The following is a 14,831-nucleotide window of genomic DNA, read 5'->3' on the forward strand; positions in this document are numbered from 1 at the left end:
GACGCCGGCCGCGCGGCGCCTCAATCCGCCGAGGCCAGGAGGGCCTCGCGGAACCAGCGCTGGCCGCTGTGCCCGTGATTGCGCTCGTGCCACACCATGCCCACGGCAAAGCCTTCGACCGGCAGCGGAGGCTCGACGGACCGGAGCTGGTAGGCGCGGCCGCGCACCAACCGCTGCGGCACGAGGGCGACGAGGTTCGATCGGGCGACGATCTCGGGAACGGACAGGAACGATGCCGCAGACAGCACCACCTTCCGGCGGTGTCCCAGCAAGGCCAGGGTGTCGTCCACCGCGGTGTCGAACTCGCCGCCGCGCAGGGACACGATCACATGCTCCAGGTCGACGAACGCGGCCACCGTCATCGCCTTGCGCAGGTGCGGATGCTTGCGGCGGCCGATGAGCACATAGCGTTCGTCGAAAAGAGGGCGCGTGCGCAGCGTCTGCGGTGCCACCGATGGCGTCATGAGCGCCAGGTCGACATCGCCGCGTGCCATCTGTGCTTCCAGCTGCGACAGGTCGAGGTGGCGCAGCGCCACCCGCACGGCTGGCGCCCTGGCCCTGAGCGCGATGACCAGCGGCAGCACCACCGCGGCCTGCAGGTAGTCGGTGCAAGCGATCGTCACCGTCAGTTCTGCCGTGGCCGGATCGAAGGCCTGTGCGACCACGGTGGACCGGACATGGTCCAGCGCCTGGCGAAGCGGTGCGAGCAGCTCGAGCGCCTTGGACGTCGGCGTCATGCCGCGCTGGGACGGAATCAGCAGCGCGTCGCCGAACAGATCCCTCAGCCGGCTGAGCTGCGCACTCACCGCGGGTTGGCTCAGGTGCAAGCGTGCCGCGGCCTTGGTCACGTTCTGCTCCGAGAGCAAGGCCTCGAGCGTCACGAGAAGGTTCAGATCGAGTCGCCTGGTATCCATGCCATGGATGGTAGACCAGCAGTTGTTCGATTTCACGGATGGCATCGGGCGGCGCAGACTTCCTTTCTTCCAAGCCACAGGCCTCTGCCGCAGAGGGAAAGAAGATGAAAGTCCTGATCGTTCACGCGCACCCCGAACCCACGTCGCTGACGCGACGCCTCGTCGCCGAGTCGGTGCGCACGCTTCAGGCCCAAGGCCATGAGGTGCTGCAGTCGGATCTCTACGCCATGCACTGGAAGGCGGTCTTCGATGCCGAGGATTTCCCCGTGCGCGCCGATCCCGAGCGGCTGTCCTTCATCGCGGAATCAGGCCATGCCTACGCCAACGGCGGCCAGACCCTCGATGTGGCGACGGAACAGGCGAAGGTGCTGGCCGCCGATGCGGTGATCTTCCAGTTTCCGCTGTGGTGGTACGGCATGCCGGCCATCATGAAAGGTTGGATTGACCGCGTGTGGGCCTACGGACTCGCCTACGGCTACAAGGATGGCGGCAACACCTACCGTTACGGCGACGGCGCCTTCAAGGGCAAGCGTGCCCTGCTGGCCGTCGCCGTGGGCGGGCCGGAGAAAGACTATTCGCCGCGAGGGATCAACGGGCCGCTCGAGCAACTGCTGTTTCCGATCACGCACGGCACGCTCTATTTCCCCGGCTTCGACGTGCTGCCCACGCACGCGGTCTACGACGCCGGACGCATGAATGCGCAGGGCCTGGTCCTGGCAGAGGCTGCCTGGTGTGCACGTCTCGAGACGCTCTTCGACGACGCGCCGATTCCCTTCAGGGCGCAGAACGGCGGGGACTATCCGGACCGCCATGTGCTGGCGGCGCACGTCGCGGTCGGGCAGACCGGATTGATGGCGCACATCGCAGAGACGGTATCGGCGCCCGCCGAAAGCGCCGTCGTATGCCACATCGACGCCTCCTGACGGGCGACTGGAGGCTGGCATGCGGGCCCGCTCAGAGCCGCGTCCGATAGACCGCCGGCGTCTCCCCGAAGGTGCGCCGGAACAGGCCGATGAACGCACTTGCGGTCGCATAGCCCAGGTCCAGCGCGATGGCGGTCACCGGCATGCCGGCCGCGAGCATTTCCAGCGAACGCATCATGCGGGCCCGCTGCCGCCAGGCCGTGAAGTTGAAGCCGGTCTCGGCCACGAAGCGGCGGCTCAGCGTGCGCGAACTCACCGCGGCCCAGGCCGCCCAGGCCTCGAGGTCGCGCGCGTCGGCCGGCTCCGCGATCAGCGCCTTCGCGATCCGCTGCAGGCGCGGATCGGCCGGCAGCGGCAAGCCGAAGGGCTCGACCGGCAGGTGGCGGATCTCGTCCAGGATCAGGGCCGCGACGTGCGCGCGGGCACCGTCGAGCGGCTGCGACTGCAGGGGCCAGCTGGTCGCCCGCAGCACGGCCTCGCGCAGCAGCCCCGAGGTGCGGATCGTGCAGGGCCGCGGCGGCAGGTCGGCGCAGGCCGATTCCGCCACATAGACGCTCCAGCCGTGGAAGGGCCCATGCGACCGGCCCGAATGCCGCTGGTGCGGCGGCAGCCACACCGCATGGATGGCGGGCACGATCCAGACGCCGTCTTCCACGCCCACTGACAGCAGGCCGCGCAGCGAGCCGAACAGCTGGCCGCGCGCATGGGAGTGCGCGCCGGACGCCAGCTCGCCGTCCTGGCTGCCCTCGGCCGCGATCACGACCGGGCCGTCGTCGCGGTCGACATGGTCGGCGAGTTGGAGCAGGGGGTCGAGCATGGCGGATTCGAGCTATTGGTTGGCCGATCCAGTCTACAGCCGCCGACTTGTTCCTTCGTACGCTGGAGGCCAACCCTTCAGGAGATTGCCCATGCGCGCAAAGGACGTCCTTCCGGACACACAGAACGAGATCGAGATCCAGGGCACCACCGTGCGCAAGGGCACGGTCGGCGCCTTCCTCGTCAACGCCGCGGCCTTCGCGAATCCGGCCCTCACGCCCGCGGCGCGCGAGGCCGCGCTGCGGGACCTCGAAGACTTGCTGCCCGCGCTGCGCGCGCTGGGCCTGTTCGAGGTGTTCGAGATCCGCGACCCGCAGCTGCGCGCTTTCGTCGAGGCGCGGATCGGCGCCGCATCGCCCGCGGAGGCGTGATGCGGCTCGACACGACGAGGTTCCCGCTGGTGTTCATGCGCGAGGCGGAACAGCAGCCGTCGGCGGTCGGCACGCCGGAGCAGGCGCTGGAAGCGTTGCTCGACCGCGGCGAGCGCTTCGTGCTGCTCACCGACCACCTGCCCGGCGACCATGCCGACGAGAGCCATGAGGACCGCAAGCAGCGTGCGCTGTTCTTCAAGCGCCACAAGGCGTGGCTGCGCGCGCTGTGCCAAGGCATGGTGCTCATCACTGGAAACCGCGCGATCCCGGCGGCGGTTCGATTGGCCGCGCAGGGCGCGGGCAAAGTGCTCGGCCTGGCGATTGCGTTCGTCGAGACCGAGCGCGAAGCGGCCGAGGCGGCTGAGAAGTGGCTGGCCAAGGCCGAAGGGGTTGGCGAGGAAGGCTGATGGGCGCTGCCAGGCCTCTTCAGGTCGCCCGATGCAGCACCACCCGCGCCTCGATCGCCCGCGCCCTCAGCTGGCCGCAGCCGCCATCGACATCCTGCCCGGCCGAGTAGCGCAGCTTGGTGAGGATGCCGCGCTGGCGCAGCGTGCGGGCGATCTGTTCGCAGCGCTCCCGCTGCGGGCGGCGGAAGGCCACGCCGTCCACCGTGTTGAAGGGGATCATGTTGAGCACGCCGTACTTGCCACCCAGCAGCGCGACGATGCCCTCGATCTCCTCATCGCTGTCGTTGACGCCTTCCAGCAGCGTCCACTGGTACTGCACCGGGTAGCCCGAAGCGCGCGCGTAGCCTTCGCTGGCCGCGACCAGTTCCGCGGGCGACATGTGCGGTGCGCGCGGCAGCAGCGTGCGGCGCAGCGCGGCGTCGGTCGTGTGCAGCGAGAGCGCCAGCGCGGGCTTCACCGTGCTCCGTTGCAGACGCTCGAAGGCGCGCGGATCGCCCACGGTGGAGAACACCAGGTTCTTGTGGCCGATGTTGCCGGCCGTGCCCAGCAGTTCGATCGCCTCCATCACGTTGTCCAGGTTGTGGGCCGGCTCGCCCATGCCCATGAACACCACCTTGGTCACGGCGCGGCGCTGGCGCGCGAGCACGACCTGGGCCACGATCTCGGCGCTGCCGACCTGGCGCAGCAGCCCGTCACGCCCGGTCATGCAGAACTGGCAGCCGACCGCGCAGCCCACCTGCGACGACACGCACAGGCCGCCGCGCGGCAGCAGCACGCTTTCCACCGTCTGGCCGTCGGCCAGCGCCACCAGCAGGCGTTCGGACCCGTCGGCCCCGGGATGGACGGCGTCGATGCGCGCCAGTCCCGCCAGCTCGGCTTCGATGCGCGGCATCGCGGCCAGCAGGGACGACGGGAAGAAGGTGTGCGGCCGGCGCCGGCCGCTGTCCTGCGGCCGCGCATGCGACCACATGCGCAGGATCCGGTGTTCGTGCAGCGGGCCGGCGCCGGCGTCCTGCAGCCGTTGCCTCAGTTCGTGGATGTGCATGGGGCTGCCCTGGAAAACAAAAAGCCTTGCAAGTCGTTGACTTGCAAGGCTTTTTCTGACTGGTGGCTCTTCACGGATTCGAACCGCGGACCTGTGGATTATGATTCCATCGCTCTAACCGACTGAGCTAAAGAGCCGAGCCCGAGATTATAGCCCGAGCTTTGTATGCCCCGTCAACTGCCTCGTGGCAATTTGTCGAGTTCTTCGGTCACCAGCCGCACGATCAGCCGGTCCAGGGTCTGGACCGAGTAGTTGCCCACGTCGTGCACGGTTTCGCGGCCCGGGCCGCTCGAAGGGCGTTCGGCGTCCTTGTAGGTCAGGAACACGAAGCGCCCGCCGGTGTACTGCGCGATCTGCCGCTGGATGTACTCGCCCTGCTTGTCGAGGCCGCTGGCGCCCACGCTGAACACCTTGATGCCCTTGCCCAGCGCCACCAGCATGTCGTCGTCGTACTGCGGGCCGCCGTAGTCCAGGTGCGGCGGCGCGTCGGCCAGCAGCACGACCATGCGGGTCGCGCCGCTGCCGCGCCAGCTCAACGTGTGCACCGTTTCGTGCAGCGCTTCGTTCATCGCCTCCGGGTAGTCGCCGCCGCCGTTGGCCTGCAGCGCGTTCAGCACGCCCTGGAAGGCGTCGAGGTCGTTGGTGAAGTCGTGGCTGCGCAGCAGGAAGGCGTCGCCCTTGTCGCGGTAGGCCACCAGGCCGAAGCAGGTGTCGGGGCGGCTGGGCAGTTGCGCCACTTCGCTGGCGATGGTGCGCAGCGTGCTCTTGAGGCGACCGATCTCGTCGGCCATCGAGCCGGTGGCGTCGATCAGGAAGACCAGGTCCAGCCGCGCGCGTGCGGGCGCCGCGTCGTCGGCCAGCACGATGTCGACCGCGCTCTTCTGGCCGCGCTGCAGGAAGCCGCCGGCCTGGCGGCCGTTCTTGCGCACCGCGATCTCGTAGACCTGGCTGGCGTTCGGGTCGAAGGCGTCGGGGTGCAGCCAGGCGCGGCCACCGGCGTCGGTGCGGGCCCACATCGCGGCGCCGCCGGGGGCGCGCACCGCCACCTCGGCATCGGGTACGACGGCGCCGCGCGCGTTGCGCACCTGCAGCAGGTAGCGCTGGCGCACGTCGCGGGCGCGGTGCGTGACCTGGGTGCGGTCTCGGAAGCGCAGGTACTCGCCGAAGTCGGCGTTGTCGTCGACCATGCCGGCGGTCACGGGCTGCTGAGCTTGCTGCGGTGTCTGGCGCGGCATGGGCAGGAGTGCCGGTTCGGTCATGCGGCGGGCCGAGGGCGCCGCGGTGATGGCCGGCGAGGGCGGCGGCGCGGCGGCGGGGATCTCCGATTCGGCGACCGAACCGTCGGCCACGGCCTCGCCGGCCTCCGCGCGATCGCTGCGCCGCTTGCTGGCGACCCCTGCACGCTCGCGCATGTCGCCGCGTGCGCTGGCCTGCGGATCGCGCCCGGGCACCTCCCGCGTCTGGATCGGACGCGCGCAGCTCAGCGCCGACGGCGCCTGGAAGTTCGGCGTGCGCAGCACGGCCGCGCCGCTGGGCCACTGCGGTGGCGTGCCTGGCGTGGGCCGCGGCGGTTGCGGTTGGGGCGTGGGCTCGGGCCAGGCGGTGGGGCCTTCGACCACCACGCTCCGGGCCTGGCAGGCGCCGAGCAGCAACTGCGCGCACAGCAGCACGACGACGGCGCGTGTACCGCGTGAAGTGCGTCGCGCACCGGAAGGCAGGACCGAAACGGCCGAAAGCGCGGCCGCGGGAGGGGTGGAAGCAGGCAGGGTCATCGAGGACTCCGAGGGTGAGTGATGTCCTTGATACGGCCGGCCACGGCGTTCGGGGTTGGCTTGCGCCAAAGAAAACGCAGCGTGCAAACCCCGAACGCCGTCGCCGCGCGTACAAGCTGAGGTGAGAATCTGTCCATGCAGTCCCCCCCCAGCGTCGCGGCTTCCGCGATCCACGCCACCCTCCCGGACGACCAGCTGATGCTGGCCTATGCCGGCGGCGACACCGCGGCCTTCGACGTGCTCTATGCGCGCCACGAAGGCGCGCTGTACCGTTTCGTGCGGCGGCTGCTGGGCGTGCGGCTGGCGGCCGAGGTCGACGAGGTGTTCCAGGAGACCTGGGTGCGCGTCATCACGGCGCGCGCCAGCTTCTCGCCGCAGGGCGCCACGTGGCGCACCTGGGCCTTCACCATCGCGCACAACCTGGCGATGGACCGGCTGCGCGCGAGCGGGCGCCAGGTGGTGTTCCATGCGCACGACGAGGACGGCGACGGCGTCGAGGCCGCGCAGCTGTTCGGGCGGGCCCTGGTCAACGACCTGGGGCAGCCGATCGATGCGGCGCATCCCTCGGCCGAGGACATGGCCTTCTGGCGCTCGGCCGGCCGGCGGCTGCTGAACTGCCTCGACGAACTGCCCGACGAGCAGCGCGCGGCCTTCCTGCTGCACCACGAAGACGGCTTCACGGTCGAAGCCCTGGCCGCCACGCTCGAGATCGGCTTCGAGACGGTGCGCAGCCGGCTGCGCTATGGCATGAAGAAGCTGCGCGGCTGCATGGAGCGCTATCTGACGGCGCTGGGGGAGGGCGTATGAGCGCCGTGCCGGGCCGTCCCGGGCCAGCGTGCACCGCAGCGCAGCGCGCGGAGGTTTCCCAGTGAGCGATCCGACCCTCATCCACGACGACCCAGACGATCTGCGCGACCCCGTGCTGCAGCGCGCGCTCGAGAACGCGCCCGATCAGGCGGCCACGCCCGACTGGCGCCTGGGCCAATCGATCCGCGCGATGGCGCACGAGGCCGTGGCGCCCTCGTTGCCCGAACTGCCGGTGCCTGCAGAGCGCTCTTGGTGGCAGCGCCTGCTCGGCATCGGCGCGGGCGGCGGTGTGCCATGGAACGCGGCCTTCGCGACCGTGCTGGTCGGCGTGCTGGTCACGCTGATGTGGCAGCGCGAAGAGGTGCCGGGTGCACGGCTCGATGGCCCGCAGGAAAAAGCGGCGCCCACAGCCTCCGCCTCGGCACCCCCGGCGGCCGAGATCGCACAAAGTGCACCTGCACCTGCACCTGCACCTGCACCTGCGCCTGCCCCTGCACCCGCTGCACCCGAGCCTGCGGCCGCACCCGCACCCGCACCCGCACCCGCACCAGCACCAGCACCAGCACCAGCACCAGCACCAGCACCCAGCGCGCTCGACGCCCAGTTGGCCGAGTCCCGGGAGACCACCGCGGCCGCCACGCGCGCGCTCGACCAGGAAGAAGCCCGCGTGAAGCGCGAACGCCAGGCCGACAGCGACGCGGCCGCAGCGCGCGCCCGTGTCCTCAAGAAGGAGGCCGCGCGGTCACCGGCACCGGCGCCAGCGCCGGCACCGCCCGCTGCACCGGCGACGGCGACGGCCGATGCGCAGTCCGCCCGCGCGAGCAAGCAGGCGGCGATCGCCGAGCGTCGGGCCTTCGCGGCCCCGCAGGACGCCGCCCCCGCAGCCGCGCCACCGCGCGCGGCGGCCGTGGCACCGGCGCCTACAGCGACCGAGCCGGCCGCAACGGCCGCGCCGCCGAGCTTCGCCGCGCTGTCGCAATGGACCGTGCTGCACATCACCCGCCCCGACGGCGAAACGCGCACCTTGCAGCGGGCCGAGGCGCGCGAGCTGGGCGCGCTGATCGGCTCGGCGGCCTTGGCGGGCGTGAGTGCCCGGCCGTTGCGCGCCAAGGTCGATTGGCGCATCACGCTGGAGCGCAATGGCGAGGCACTGGCCGTGATGGAACTGGCCGGCGGCCAGGTGCGCTGGCGCGAGGAAGGTGTGGCGCCGGGCATCGGGACGCCGGGCGCCGGCGCGATGAAGGGCTTGCGCGCGGCACTGGAAGAAGCGAGCGCCCCGGCGCCATCGCAACCGCAGTCACCGTCACGCTGAGGCGCGGCCGGTGACGGCTCAGGGCCTGGTCACCCGGTTTCCGGGGATCGCGTGGGCTGAGCCAGGCCCCGGCTTCACTCGTGCTTGAAGTCAGCCTTGCGCTTGGCCACGAAGGCGTCCATGCCTTCCTTCTGGTCGTGGGTGGCGAACAGCGCGTGGAACAGCCGGCGCTCGAACATCACGCCGTCGCTCAGGCCGCTCTCGAAGGCGCGGTTGACCGATTCCTTGGCCGCCATCACTGCGATCTGCGAGAAGTCGGCGATCTGCAGCGCCGCGCCCAGGGCCTCGTCGGCCAGCTTGTCGAAGGGCACCACGCGGCTCACCAGGCCCGCGCGTTCGGCTTCGGCGGCGTCCATCATGCGGCCGGTGAGCGCCATGTCCATGGCCTTGCTCTTGCCCACCGCGCGCGGCAGGCGCTGCGTGCCGCCGGCACCGGGGATCACGCCCAGCTTGATCTCGGGCTGGCCGAACTTGGCGTTGTCGGCCGCGATGATGAAGTCGCACATCATGGCCAGCTCGCAGCCACCGCCCAGCGCAAAGCCCGACACGGCCGCGATCACCGGCTTGCGGATGCTGCGGATGGTTTCCCAGTTGCGCGTGATGTAGTCGCCCTTGTAGGCGTCGATGAAGCTGTACTTGGCCATCGCGCTGATGTCGGCGCCGGCGGCAAAGGCGCGTTCGCTGCCGGTGATGACGATGCAGCCGATCGCGCCGTCGGCGTCGAAGGCCTTGAGCGCGGTGCCCAGCTCGGTCATCAGCGCGTCGTTGAGCGCGTTCAGCGCCTTGGGGCGGTTCAGGGTGATGACGCCGACCTTGCCGGCCTCGGTGCGCACTTCGATGTTTTCGTAGCTCATGCTGTCTCCGTGAGAGGTAAAGGAATGGGGGGGATGCGGGTCACTATAACCAGCGGCGTGTGAATGGAATGTCAACTTTGTTGAGAATAATTCGCATTTAGAATGCGCCAACGATATGGAGTTGCCCATGGAAGAAAACGCCGTCCTGTTGCGCGCCTATGCCCGGGCGCAGGAGCGCTGTTCGCGCCTGCTGGCCGAGCAGGCCGCCCAGATCGTGCGGCTGCGCGCCGCGCTGATCGTGCGCGACTCGGCGCTGGCCATGGTGCGCGAAGCCCTGACGGCGCCCGCCACCGGCGTGTCGCTGCCCAAGCGCCTGCAGAACCTGCTGCTGCCCGCGCGGCGGCGCGCCATGCGCTCGCCGCTGCCCGAGGCCGACCTGCGCGAGAAGGCGGTGCTGTGCGTGGGGCGGGCGGAAGAGGCCTCGGCGATGGCACGCCAGCTGGTGGAGATCGCGGGCGGCCGCTACCTGCACCACGACGGCCAGGACGACGTCGACGCCGCGGCCCTCGAGGCCAGCCTGCGCGCGGCCGACCTGGTGATCTGCCAGACCGGTTGCATGAGCCACGGCGCCTACTGGCGCGTGCAGGACCATTGCCGGCGCACCGGCAAGCCCTGCGTGCTGGTGGGGCAGGAGCAGCCGATCCGCTTCGTGCGGCGCGGGGAGACGGTGGATTTCTAGGGTCTCAAGCTGCGGGTGCAGAGCCGCACCGCGTGAAACCGCTGGGCCCGAATACCAGAGACACCGCAGAACCGGCTTCGCCGGGCTGCAGGTGTCGCCCCCTTGAGGGGGAGGCAGCGACACGAAGTGCGCTGGATCGGGGGTGGGCCCAGGGAGGAGGGGAGGCAGCGACACGAAGTGCGCTGCATCGGGGGGTGGGTCAGCTCAACCAGGCCGAGAGTTTGGCGGCGTCCTGGGCGAACAGCCGCCAGGTCGTCTCGCCGCTCGGCAGCGTGAGCGCCAGCCGCAGCAGGCGCTTGTCGCGCGCCACCAGGGCCGTCGCCTTCTGCTGCGCATCGCCGAGGTAGAGCGCCAGGTCGTCGAGCTTGGCCAGGCGCCAGCCTTGGGCGTGTCGGCCCTTGCTGGCGGGCAGTTCGATGCCGATCCATTCGTCGCCGGCCGAGAAACCGGCCTTCTCCGCGGCACTGCCGCGCAGCACCACCTTCACCTGCACGCTGCCGTTGGTTTCGGCCACGCGCAGGCCCAGCGCCTGGGCGCGCTGCGCCGGGTCGTCCAGCGCGGCCACGCCATGCGCGCGCAGCAGCTCCGACAGGGGCAGCTCGTCGGTGCCGTGCACCCATTGCGCGAGCTCGGTCGCGAAGGCGCGCCGGCCCACGGTTTCCAGCGCCGCCGCGACCATGGCCTCGTCGATCGGGCCGCCGCCGCTGCGTGTCCACAGCAGGCGCATCACGTCGTCGAGCGTGCCATGGCCTTCGCGCCGCAGCGTGAGGTCCAGGCACAGCGCGACCAGCGCGCCCTTGGTGTAGTAGCTGATGGTCTGGTTGGCGGTCTGCTCGTCCTGGCGGTAGTACTTGACCCAGGCGTCGAAGCTGGCCTCGGCCACCGACTGCACCTGCCGGCCGGGCGCCTGCAGCACCTGGTTGATGGTCTTGTTGAGCAGCTTGAGGTAGGTCGCGTCGTCGATGCGGCCGGCGCGGCGCAGCAGCAGGTCGTCGTAGTAGCTCGTGAAGCCCTCGAAGAACCACAGCAGCCGCGTGTAGTTCTCCTGCGCGTAGTCGTAGCGCTCGAACTCCGAAGGCCGCAGCCGCTTGACGTTCCAGGTGTGGAAGTACTCGTGGCTGATCAGGCCCAGCAGCGTGGTGTAGCCCTCGGGCTGCTTCTTGGCGCCGCGCTGCGGCAGGTCGTGGCGGGTGCAGATCAGCGCGGTCGAGTGGCGGTGCTCGAGCCCGCCGTAGCCGTCGTCGACCGCGTTGAGCATGAACACGTAGCGGTCGTGCGGCGGCTTGCCGCCCCCGCGCTTGCCGACCTTGCCGCCGTGCCAGAAGCGCATCTGCGTCTCGCAGATCGCCCGCGTGTCGGCGATGAGCCGTTCGCCGTCGAAGGAGGCGGTCGCGCCCGCCACCACGAAGCGGTGCGGCACGCCGCCGGCCTCGAAGCTGGCGCTCCAGAAGTCGCCCAGCTCGACCGGGCTGTCGGCCAGCTCGTCGTAGTTGTCGGCGCGGTAGAGGCCGAAGCCGTGGGCGTCGGCCTTCGCTGGGCGCAGCGCGGTGGCGCACTGCCAGCGCGCGCGCCCGGCGATCGTCGGCGGCGCCACGATCTCCAGCGCATGCGGCAGGCCGGTCTGGCCGTCGACCTGCAGGCACAGGCTGGTGCCGTTGAAGAAGCCGCGGTCGGCATCGAGCCAGGCGGTACGCACCGAGTGGTCATAGGCGCAGACCTCGTAGCGCAGCACCAGCGGCTTGCCGGCGGCGCAGTCGGTCTGCCAGCTGTGCTTGTCGAGCTGCGTCAGCGCCACCTTGCGCCGGCCCTGGGTGGCGCGCAGCTGCTGCAGGTTCTTGGCGAACTCGCGCACCAGGTAGCTGCCCGGGATCCACACCGGCAGCGCCACGCGCTGCAGCGCGGCGGGCGAGGCGATGGTCAGCGTGACGGCGAACAGGTGCGCGTGCGGGTCCGCGCATTCCACGCGGTAGTGGATGGCCTCGGTGCCGGCCATCACTTGGCCGCTGCGAGCATCTTCTCGACCTGGGCGGCCGGGATCGCGCCCGGAGCGCGGGTGCCGTCGGCGAAGATCACGGTCGGCGTGCCCGTGATGTTGTACTTGCGGCCGAACTCGATGTTGCGCTGCAGGGCCGCGGTGTCGCAGCTGCCCGTGGGGGGCTTGGCGCCGGTGCTCATCCAGTCGTCCCAGGTCTTGGCCTTGTCCTTGCTGCACCAGATGTCGCGCGACTTGACGTTCGAGTCCGGCCCCAGCACCGGGTAGAGGAACAGGTAGACCGTGACGTTGTCGACGTTCTTCATCTCGCGCTCGAACTGCTTGCAGTAGCCGCAGTTCGGGTCCTCGAACACCGCCAGCTTGCGCTTGCCGTTGCCGCGCACGATCTTGAAGGCGTCCTTGACCGGCAGCTTGTCGAAGTCGACCGTGCTGAGCTTCTCGACCCGTTCCTCGGTCAGGTTGCGGCGCGCCTGCACGTCGATCAGGTTGCCCTGCAGCAGGTAGTTGCCCTGCTCGTCGGTGTAGTAGATCTCGAAGCCGTTGATGCGGACTTCGTAGATGCCCGCGACCGGCGTCTTGCTCACCTCGTCGATGTTGGCGAACTGCGGAATGCGCGAGGCCAGGTTCTTGCGGATGTCGGCTTCACCGGCGACGGCCGCCAGCGTGCTGCCCAGCGCGAGCGCGGCGAAGAGGATGCGGATAGTTTTCATGCCTGACCGAGTGAGGTTGTTCGCGGAAGTTCAGAGAGATGGCGCGGGCGTCGTCACCGTGCGCCCATGGCGTGGCCGGCGATCCAGTGTTTGAGCAGGCGCGTGCGATCGAAGCCGCGCATGCCCCAGTTGCGCAGCGCCGGCAGCGGGTCGGTGCTGTGCGCGAACAGCTGCTGCAGGCCGTCGGTGGCCAGGCTCATCGAGAGCACGTCGGTGCGGCGCGTGCGTTCGTAGCGGCGCAGCAGGCGCGCATCGCCCACGCTGCGCCAGTACTCGCGGCCCTTGAGCACGTCGGCCAGCGCGGCCACGTCGGCCAGTCCGAGGTTCAGGCCCTGGCCCGCCAGCGGATGCACGGTGTGGGCCGCGTCGCCGGCCAGCGCCCAGGCCTTGCCGTCGGCGCCTGCGAAGCGCCCGGTCCAGCGGTCGGCGATGGCGCGCTGCAGCGGCCAGGCGGCGCGTTCACTGCTCAGCGTGAGCGCGCCCAGCGCATCGTGGCTGGCTTCGCGCACTGCGGCATTGAATTCCTCGGCGCCGAGCGCCAGCAGTGCCGGCGCGCGCAATTGTTCGACCGACCACACCAGCGCGAGCGAGCGGCCGTCGGCGCCGCCCAGCGGCAGCAGGGCCAGCACCTCGCCCCGGTCGTTGAACCACTGGCGCGCGATGCCATCGTGCGGGCGCTCGGCGTCGAGCCGGGCGGCGATCGCGTGCTGCGGGTAGCGCGTGACCTCGTAGCTCACGCCCAGCGCCTCGCGCGTGGCGCTGGCCTTGCCTTCGCAGACCACGGTCAGGGCCGCGCTCACGGGCGCGGACACCACGTCGATCAGCGGCTGGAAGCGCACCGCATCGGCCAGCTGCCGTTCGAGCGCGGGCACGTCGACGATCCAGGCCAGCGCCTCGACCTTCTGCGCCGCGGCATCGAAGCGCACGTGGCCGCCGTCGTCGCCGTTGACGCGCATCTCGCGCACCGGCGTGGCATGGGCCGCATCGGGCCAGGCCCGCAGCGACTCGAGCAGGTTCTTCGACGCCGCATTGAGCGCGTAGGCGCGCACGTCCTGGGCGGGGTGTTCGGGGAGAGTGGCTGCCTCGGGCGCGACGAGCGCGACGCGCACCCGTTCGCGCGCCAGCAGCAGCGCCAATGTGCGTCCGACGATGCCGGCGCCGCGAATGCAAACCTCGGGGGAAAGGGCCATCGGGGCATTGTAGGCAGGCGCCCTGCGCACCCGCGGGAACCGGGGACAATCGCCGCTTCGCCGCCCTGAGGTTCCGACCGTGACCGACACCGCTTTCGACCTGCGCGCCACCATCGCGCGCCTCTTCGTCTATCCCATCAAGTCCTGCGCCGGGGTCGAGCTGCCCGAGGTGCTGCTGACCGAGACCGGGCTGGAGTTCGACCGTGCCTGGATGGTGGTCGACGCGCAGGGCGGGTTCGTGACCCAGCGCGAGCTGCCGCGCATGGCGCTGATCCAGCCGACCCTGAAGCACATGGAGATGGTGCTGCGCGCGCCCGGCATGCTGGCGCTGCACATCGCCTTCGACCGCGTCGAGAAGCCGGTGCGCGTGAAAGTGTGGCGCGACGAAGTGGCCGCCTACGACATGGGCGACATCGCGGCCCAGTGGTTCAGCGACTTCCTCTCGGAGCCCGGCCGCCCGCAGGTGCTGCGGCTGGTGCGCTTCGACCCCGAGCAGAAGCGCCTGTCGAACATGGCCTGGACCGATGGCGTCGAGGCCGAGAACCAGTTCGCCGACGGCTTCCCGCTGCTGGTCACGAGCGAGGCCTCGCTGGCCGAACTCAACGACAAGCTGCTGGCCGCGGGGCATGCTGCGGTCACGATGGCGCGCTTCCGGCCCAACATCGTGCTGGCCGGCATCGAGGCGCAGGACGAGGACCGGGTCGAGACGATGCACGTGGCGACCGCCGAAGGCCAGGCGCGGCTGCAGCCGGCCAAGCCCTGCCCGCGCTGCCCGATCCCCGACATCGATCCGCTCACCGCCGTCTCGAGCCCCGAGGTCAACGACATGCTGCGCACCTACCGCGCCCATGCGCGGGTCAATGGCGCGATCACCTTCGGCATGAACTGCATCGTGCTCGAGGGGGTGGAGCACCTGCTCAAGGTGGGGCAGTCCGTCGACGCGAACTACCGCTTCGAATGAGTTCGTCTTTTCCAGGAATGCCACGGAACCGGCTTTGCCGGGTCGTGGGCATTGCCCCCTGCAAGGGGGAGGGAGGC

General features: G+C 70.4%; 15 protein-coding genes and 1 tRNA gene. 7 read left to right on the top strand and 9 right to left on the bottom strand.

Annotated elements, in window-relative coordinates:
* Positions 1-20 precede the first annotated feature (20 nt).
* Positions 21-959 (bottom strand): LysR family transcriptional regulator, encoded by a 939-nt coding sequence (locus K0H49_RS14440; protein ID WP_374122359.1) that lies wholly within the window; start codon positions 957-959, stop codon positions 21-23.
* A 59-nt stretch (positions 960-1,018) separates the two neighbouring features.
* Here K0H49_RS14440 and K0H49_RS14445 point away from each other — a divergent pair, with 59 nt between their 5' ends.
* Positions 1,019-1,837: an NAD(P)H-dependent oxidoreductase gene (locus K0H49_RS14445; protein ID WP_219213670.1), complete on the top strand. Its 819-nt coding sequence runs from the start codon at positions 1,019-1,021 to the stop codon at positions 1,835-1,837.
* A gap of 31 nt (positions 1,838-1,868) precedes the next feature.
* Here K0H49_RS14445 and K0H49_RS14450 read toward each other — a convergent pair whose 3' ends face one another.
* On the bottom strand, positions 1,869-2,654 hold the full coding sequence (locus tag K0H49_RS14450) for an AraC family transcriptional regulator (RefSeq protein ID WP_219213673.1): 786 nt from the start codon (positions 2,652-2,654) through the stop codon (positions 1,869-1,871).
* Positions 2,655-2,745: 91 nt separating this feature from the next.
* Here K0H49_RS14450 and K0H49_RS14455 point away from each other — a divergent pair, with 91 nt between their 5' ends.
* Both K0H49_RS14455 and K0H49_RS14460 read left to right on the top strand, forming a co-directional pair.
* Positions 2,746-3,024 (top strand): hypothetical protein, encoded by a 279-nt coding sequence (locus K0H49_RS14455; protein WP_219213677.1) that lies wholly within the window; start codon positions 2,746-2,748, stop codon positions 3,022-3,024.
* Positions 3,024-3,431 carry a hypothetical protein gene (locus tag K0H49_RS14460; protein ID WP_219213680.1) on the top strand — a complete coding sequence of 136 codons (408 nt, stop codon included), beginning with the start codon at positions 3,024-3,026 and terminating at the stop codon, positions 3,429-3,431. The genes K0H49_RS14455 and K0H49_RS14460 overlap by 1 nt, the downstream gene beginning before the upstream one ends.
* Positions 3,432-3,450: 19 nt before the next feature.
* On the opposite strand, the gene K0H49_RS14465 is transcribed toward K0H49_RS14460, so the two are convergent.
* From K0H49_RS14465 to K0H49_RS14475, 3 genes are all read right to left on the bottom strand, one after another.
* Positions 3,451-4,476, bottom strand: coding sequence for an RNA methyltransferase (locus K0H49_RS14465; RefSeq protein ID WP_219213683.1), 1,026 nt, complete (start codon positions 4,474-4,476; stop codon positions 3,451-3,453).
* A gap of 60 nt (positions 4,477-4,536) precedes the next feature.
* Positions 4,537-4,613, bottom strand: a tRNA-Met gene (locus K0H49_RS14470).
* A 36-nt stretch (positions 4,614-4,649) separates the two neighbouring features.
* Complete coding sequence (locus tag K0H49_RS14475) at positions 4,650-6,248, bottom strand: vWA domain-containing protein (protein WP_219213685.1); 1,599 nt, start codon at positions 6,246-6,248, stop codon at positions 4,650-4,652.
* A 135-nt stretch (positions 6,249-6,383) separates the two neighbouring features.
* Between K0H49_RS14475 and K0H49_RS14480 the strand changes: the two genes are divergently transcribed.
* Together K0H49_RS14480 and K0H49_RS14485 are read left to right on the top strand one after the other, a co-directional pair.
* A complete protein-coding gene (locus K0H49_RS14480; protein WP_219213689.1) occupies positions 6,384-7,055 on the top strand; it encodes a sigma-70 family RNA polymerase sigma factor in 672 nt (223 codons plus the stop codon).
* A 61-nt stretch (positions 7,056-7,116) separates the two neighbouring features.
* Entirely contained in the window at positions 7,117-8,367 is a 1,251-nt protein-coding gene (locus K0H49_RS14485) for a hypothetical protein (RefSeq protein ID WP_219213691.1), read from the top strand.
* Between the two features lie 74 nt (positions 8,368-8,441).
* Here the strand turns inward: K0H49_RS14485 and K0H49_RS14490 are convergent, their stop codons facing one another.
* Positions 8,442-9,221 carry an enoyl-CoA hydratase gene (locus K0H49_RS14490; protein ID WP_219213695.1) on the bottom strand — a complete coding sequence of 260 codons (780 nt, stop codon included), beginning with the start codon at positions 9,219-9,221 and terminating at the stop codon, positions 8,442-8,444.
* A 127-nt stretch (positions 9,222-9,348) separates the two neighbouring features.
* Between K0H49_RS14490 and K0H49_RS14495 the strand changes: the two genes are divergently transcribed.
* Complete coding sequence (locus tag K0H49_RS14495; RefSeq protein ID WP_219213697.1) at positions 9,349-9,900, top strand: DUF2325 domain-containing protein; 552 nt, start codon at positions 9,349-9,351, stop codon at positions 9,898-9,900.
* A 199-nt stretch (positions 9,901-10,099) separates the two neighbouring features.
* Here K0H49_RS14495 and K0H49_RS14500 read toward each other — a convergent pair whose 3' ends face one another.
* From K0H49_RS14500 to K0H49_RS14510, 3 genes are read right to left on the bottom strand one after another with little or no spacing between them, the layout of a single operon-like run.
* The gene (locus K0H49_RS14500) at positions 10,100-11,893 is read right to left on the bottom strand and encodes a M61 family metallopeptidase (protein ID WP_219213699.1); all 1,794 of its coding nucleotides are present in this window, start codon (positions 11,891-11,893) and stop codon (positions 10,100-10,102) included.
* Positions 11,893-12,603, bottom strand: a complete 711-nt coding sequence (locus tag K0H49_RS14505) for a DsbC family protein (RefSeq protein WP_219213701.1) — start codon at positions 12,601-12,603, stop codon at positions 11,893-11,895. Before K0H49_RS14505 ends, K0H49_RS14500 begins: the two co-directional genes overlap by 1 nt.
* 53 nt (positions 12,604-12,656) lie before the next feature.
* Positions 12,657-13,793, bottom strand: a complete 1,137-nt coding sequence (locus K0H49_RS14510; protein ID WP_219213704.1) for an FAD-dependent monooxygenase — start codon at positions 13,791-13,793, stop codon at positions 12,657-12,659.
* A 79-nt stretch (positions 13,794-13,872) separates the two neighbouring features.
* On the opposite strand from K0H49_RS14510, the gene K0H49_RS14515 reads away from it, so the two are divergent.
* Positions 13,873-14,754 (top strand): MOSC domain-containing protein, encoded by an 882-nt coding sequence (locus K0H49_RS14515; RefSeq protein ID WP_219213707.1) that lies wholly within the window; start codon positions 13,873-13,875, stop codon positions 14,752-14,754.
* Positions 14,755-14,831 lie beyond the last annotated feature (77 nt).

It is taken from the genome of Variovorax boronicumulans (assembly GCF_019352895.1).
GTDB lineage: Bacteria > Pseudomonadota > Gammaproteobacteria > Burkholderiales > Burkholderiaceae_C > Variovorax > Variovorax boronicumulans_A.

Excerpts from the sequence above, each read along its gene's own strand:
- K0H49_RS14490 (WP_219213695.1), bottom strand. The coding sequence starts at position 9,221 with ATGAGCTACGAAAACATCGAAGTGCGCACCGAGGCCGGCAAGGTCGGC.
- K0H49_RS14500 (WP_219213699.1), bottom strand. The coding sequence starts at position 11,893 with ATGGCCGGCACCGAGGCCATCCACTACCGCGTGGAATGCGCGGACCCG.
- K0H49_RS14475 (WP_219213685.1), bottom strand. The coding sequence starts at position 6,248 with ATGACCCTGCCTGCTTCCACCCCTCCCGCGGCCGCGCTTTCGGCCGTT.
- K0H49_RS14505 (WP_219213701.1), bottom strand. The coding sequence starts at position 12,603 with ATGAAAACTATCCGCATCCTCTTCGCCGCGCTCGCGCTGGGCAGCACG.
- K0H49_RS14495 (WP_219213697.1), top strand. The coding sequence starts at position 9,349 with ATGGAAGAAAACGCCGTCCTGTTGCGCGCCTATGCCCGGGCGCAGGAG.
- K0H49_RS14460 (WP_219213680.1), top strand. The coding sequence starts at position 3,024 with ATGCGGCTCGACACGACGAGGTTCCCGCTGGTGTTCATGCGCGAGGCG.
- K0H49_RS14510 (WP_219213704.1), bottom strand. The coding sequence starts at position 13,793 with ATGGCCCTTTCCCCCGAGGTTTGCATTCGCGGCGCCGGCATCGTCGGA.
- K0H49_RS14465 (WP_219213683.1), bottom strand. The coding sequence starts at position 4,476 with ATGCACATCCACGAACTGAGGCAACGGCTGCAGGACGCCGGCGCCGGC.
- K0H49_RS14455 (WP_219213677.1), top strand. The coding sequence starts at position 2,746 with ATGCGCGCAAAGGACGTCCTTCCGGACACACAGAACGAGATCGAGATC.
- K0H49_RS14440 (WP_374122359.1), bottom strand. The coding sequence starts at position 959 with ATGCCATCCGTGAAATCGAACAACTGCTGGTCTACCATCCATGGCATG.
- K0H49_RS14480 (WP_219213689.1), top strand. The coding sequence starts at position 6,384 with ATGCAGTCCCCCCCCAGCGTCGCGGCTTCCGCGATCCACGCCACCCTC.
- K0H49_RS14445 (WP_219213670.1), top strand. The coding sequence starts at position 1,019 with ATGAAAGTCCTGATCGTTCACGCGCACCCCGAACCCACGTCGCTGACG.
- K0H49_RS14450 (WP_219213673.1), bottom strand. The coding sequence starts at position 2,654 with ATGCTCGACCCCCTGCTCCAACTCGCCGACCATGTCGACCGCGACGAC.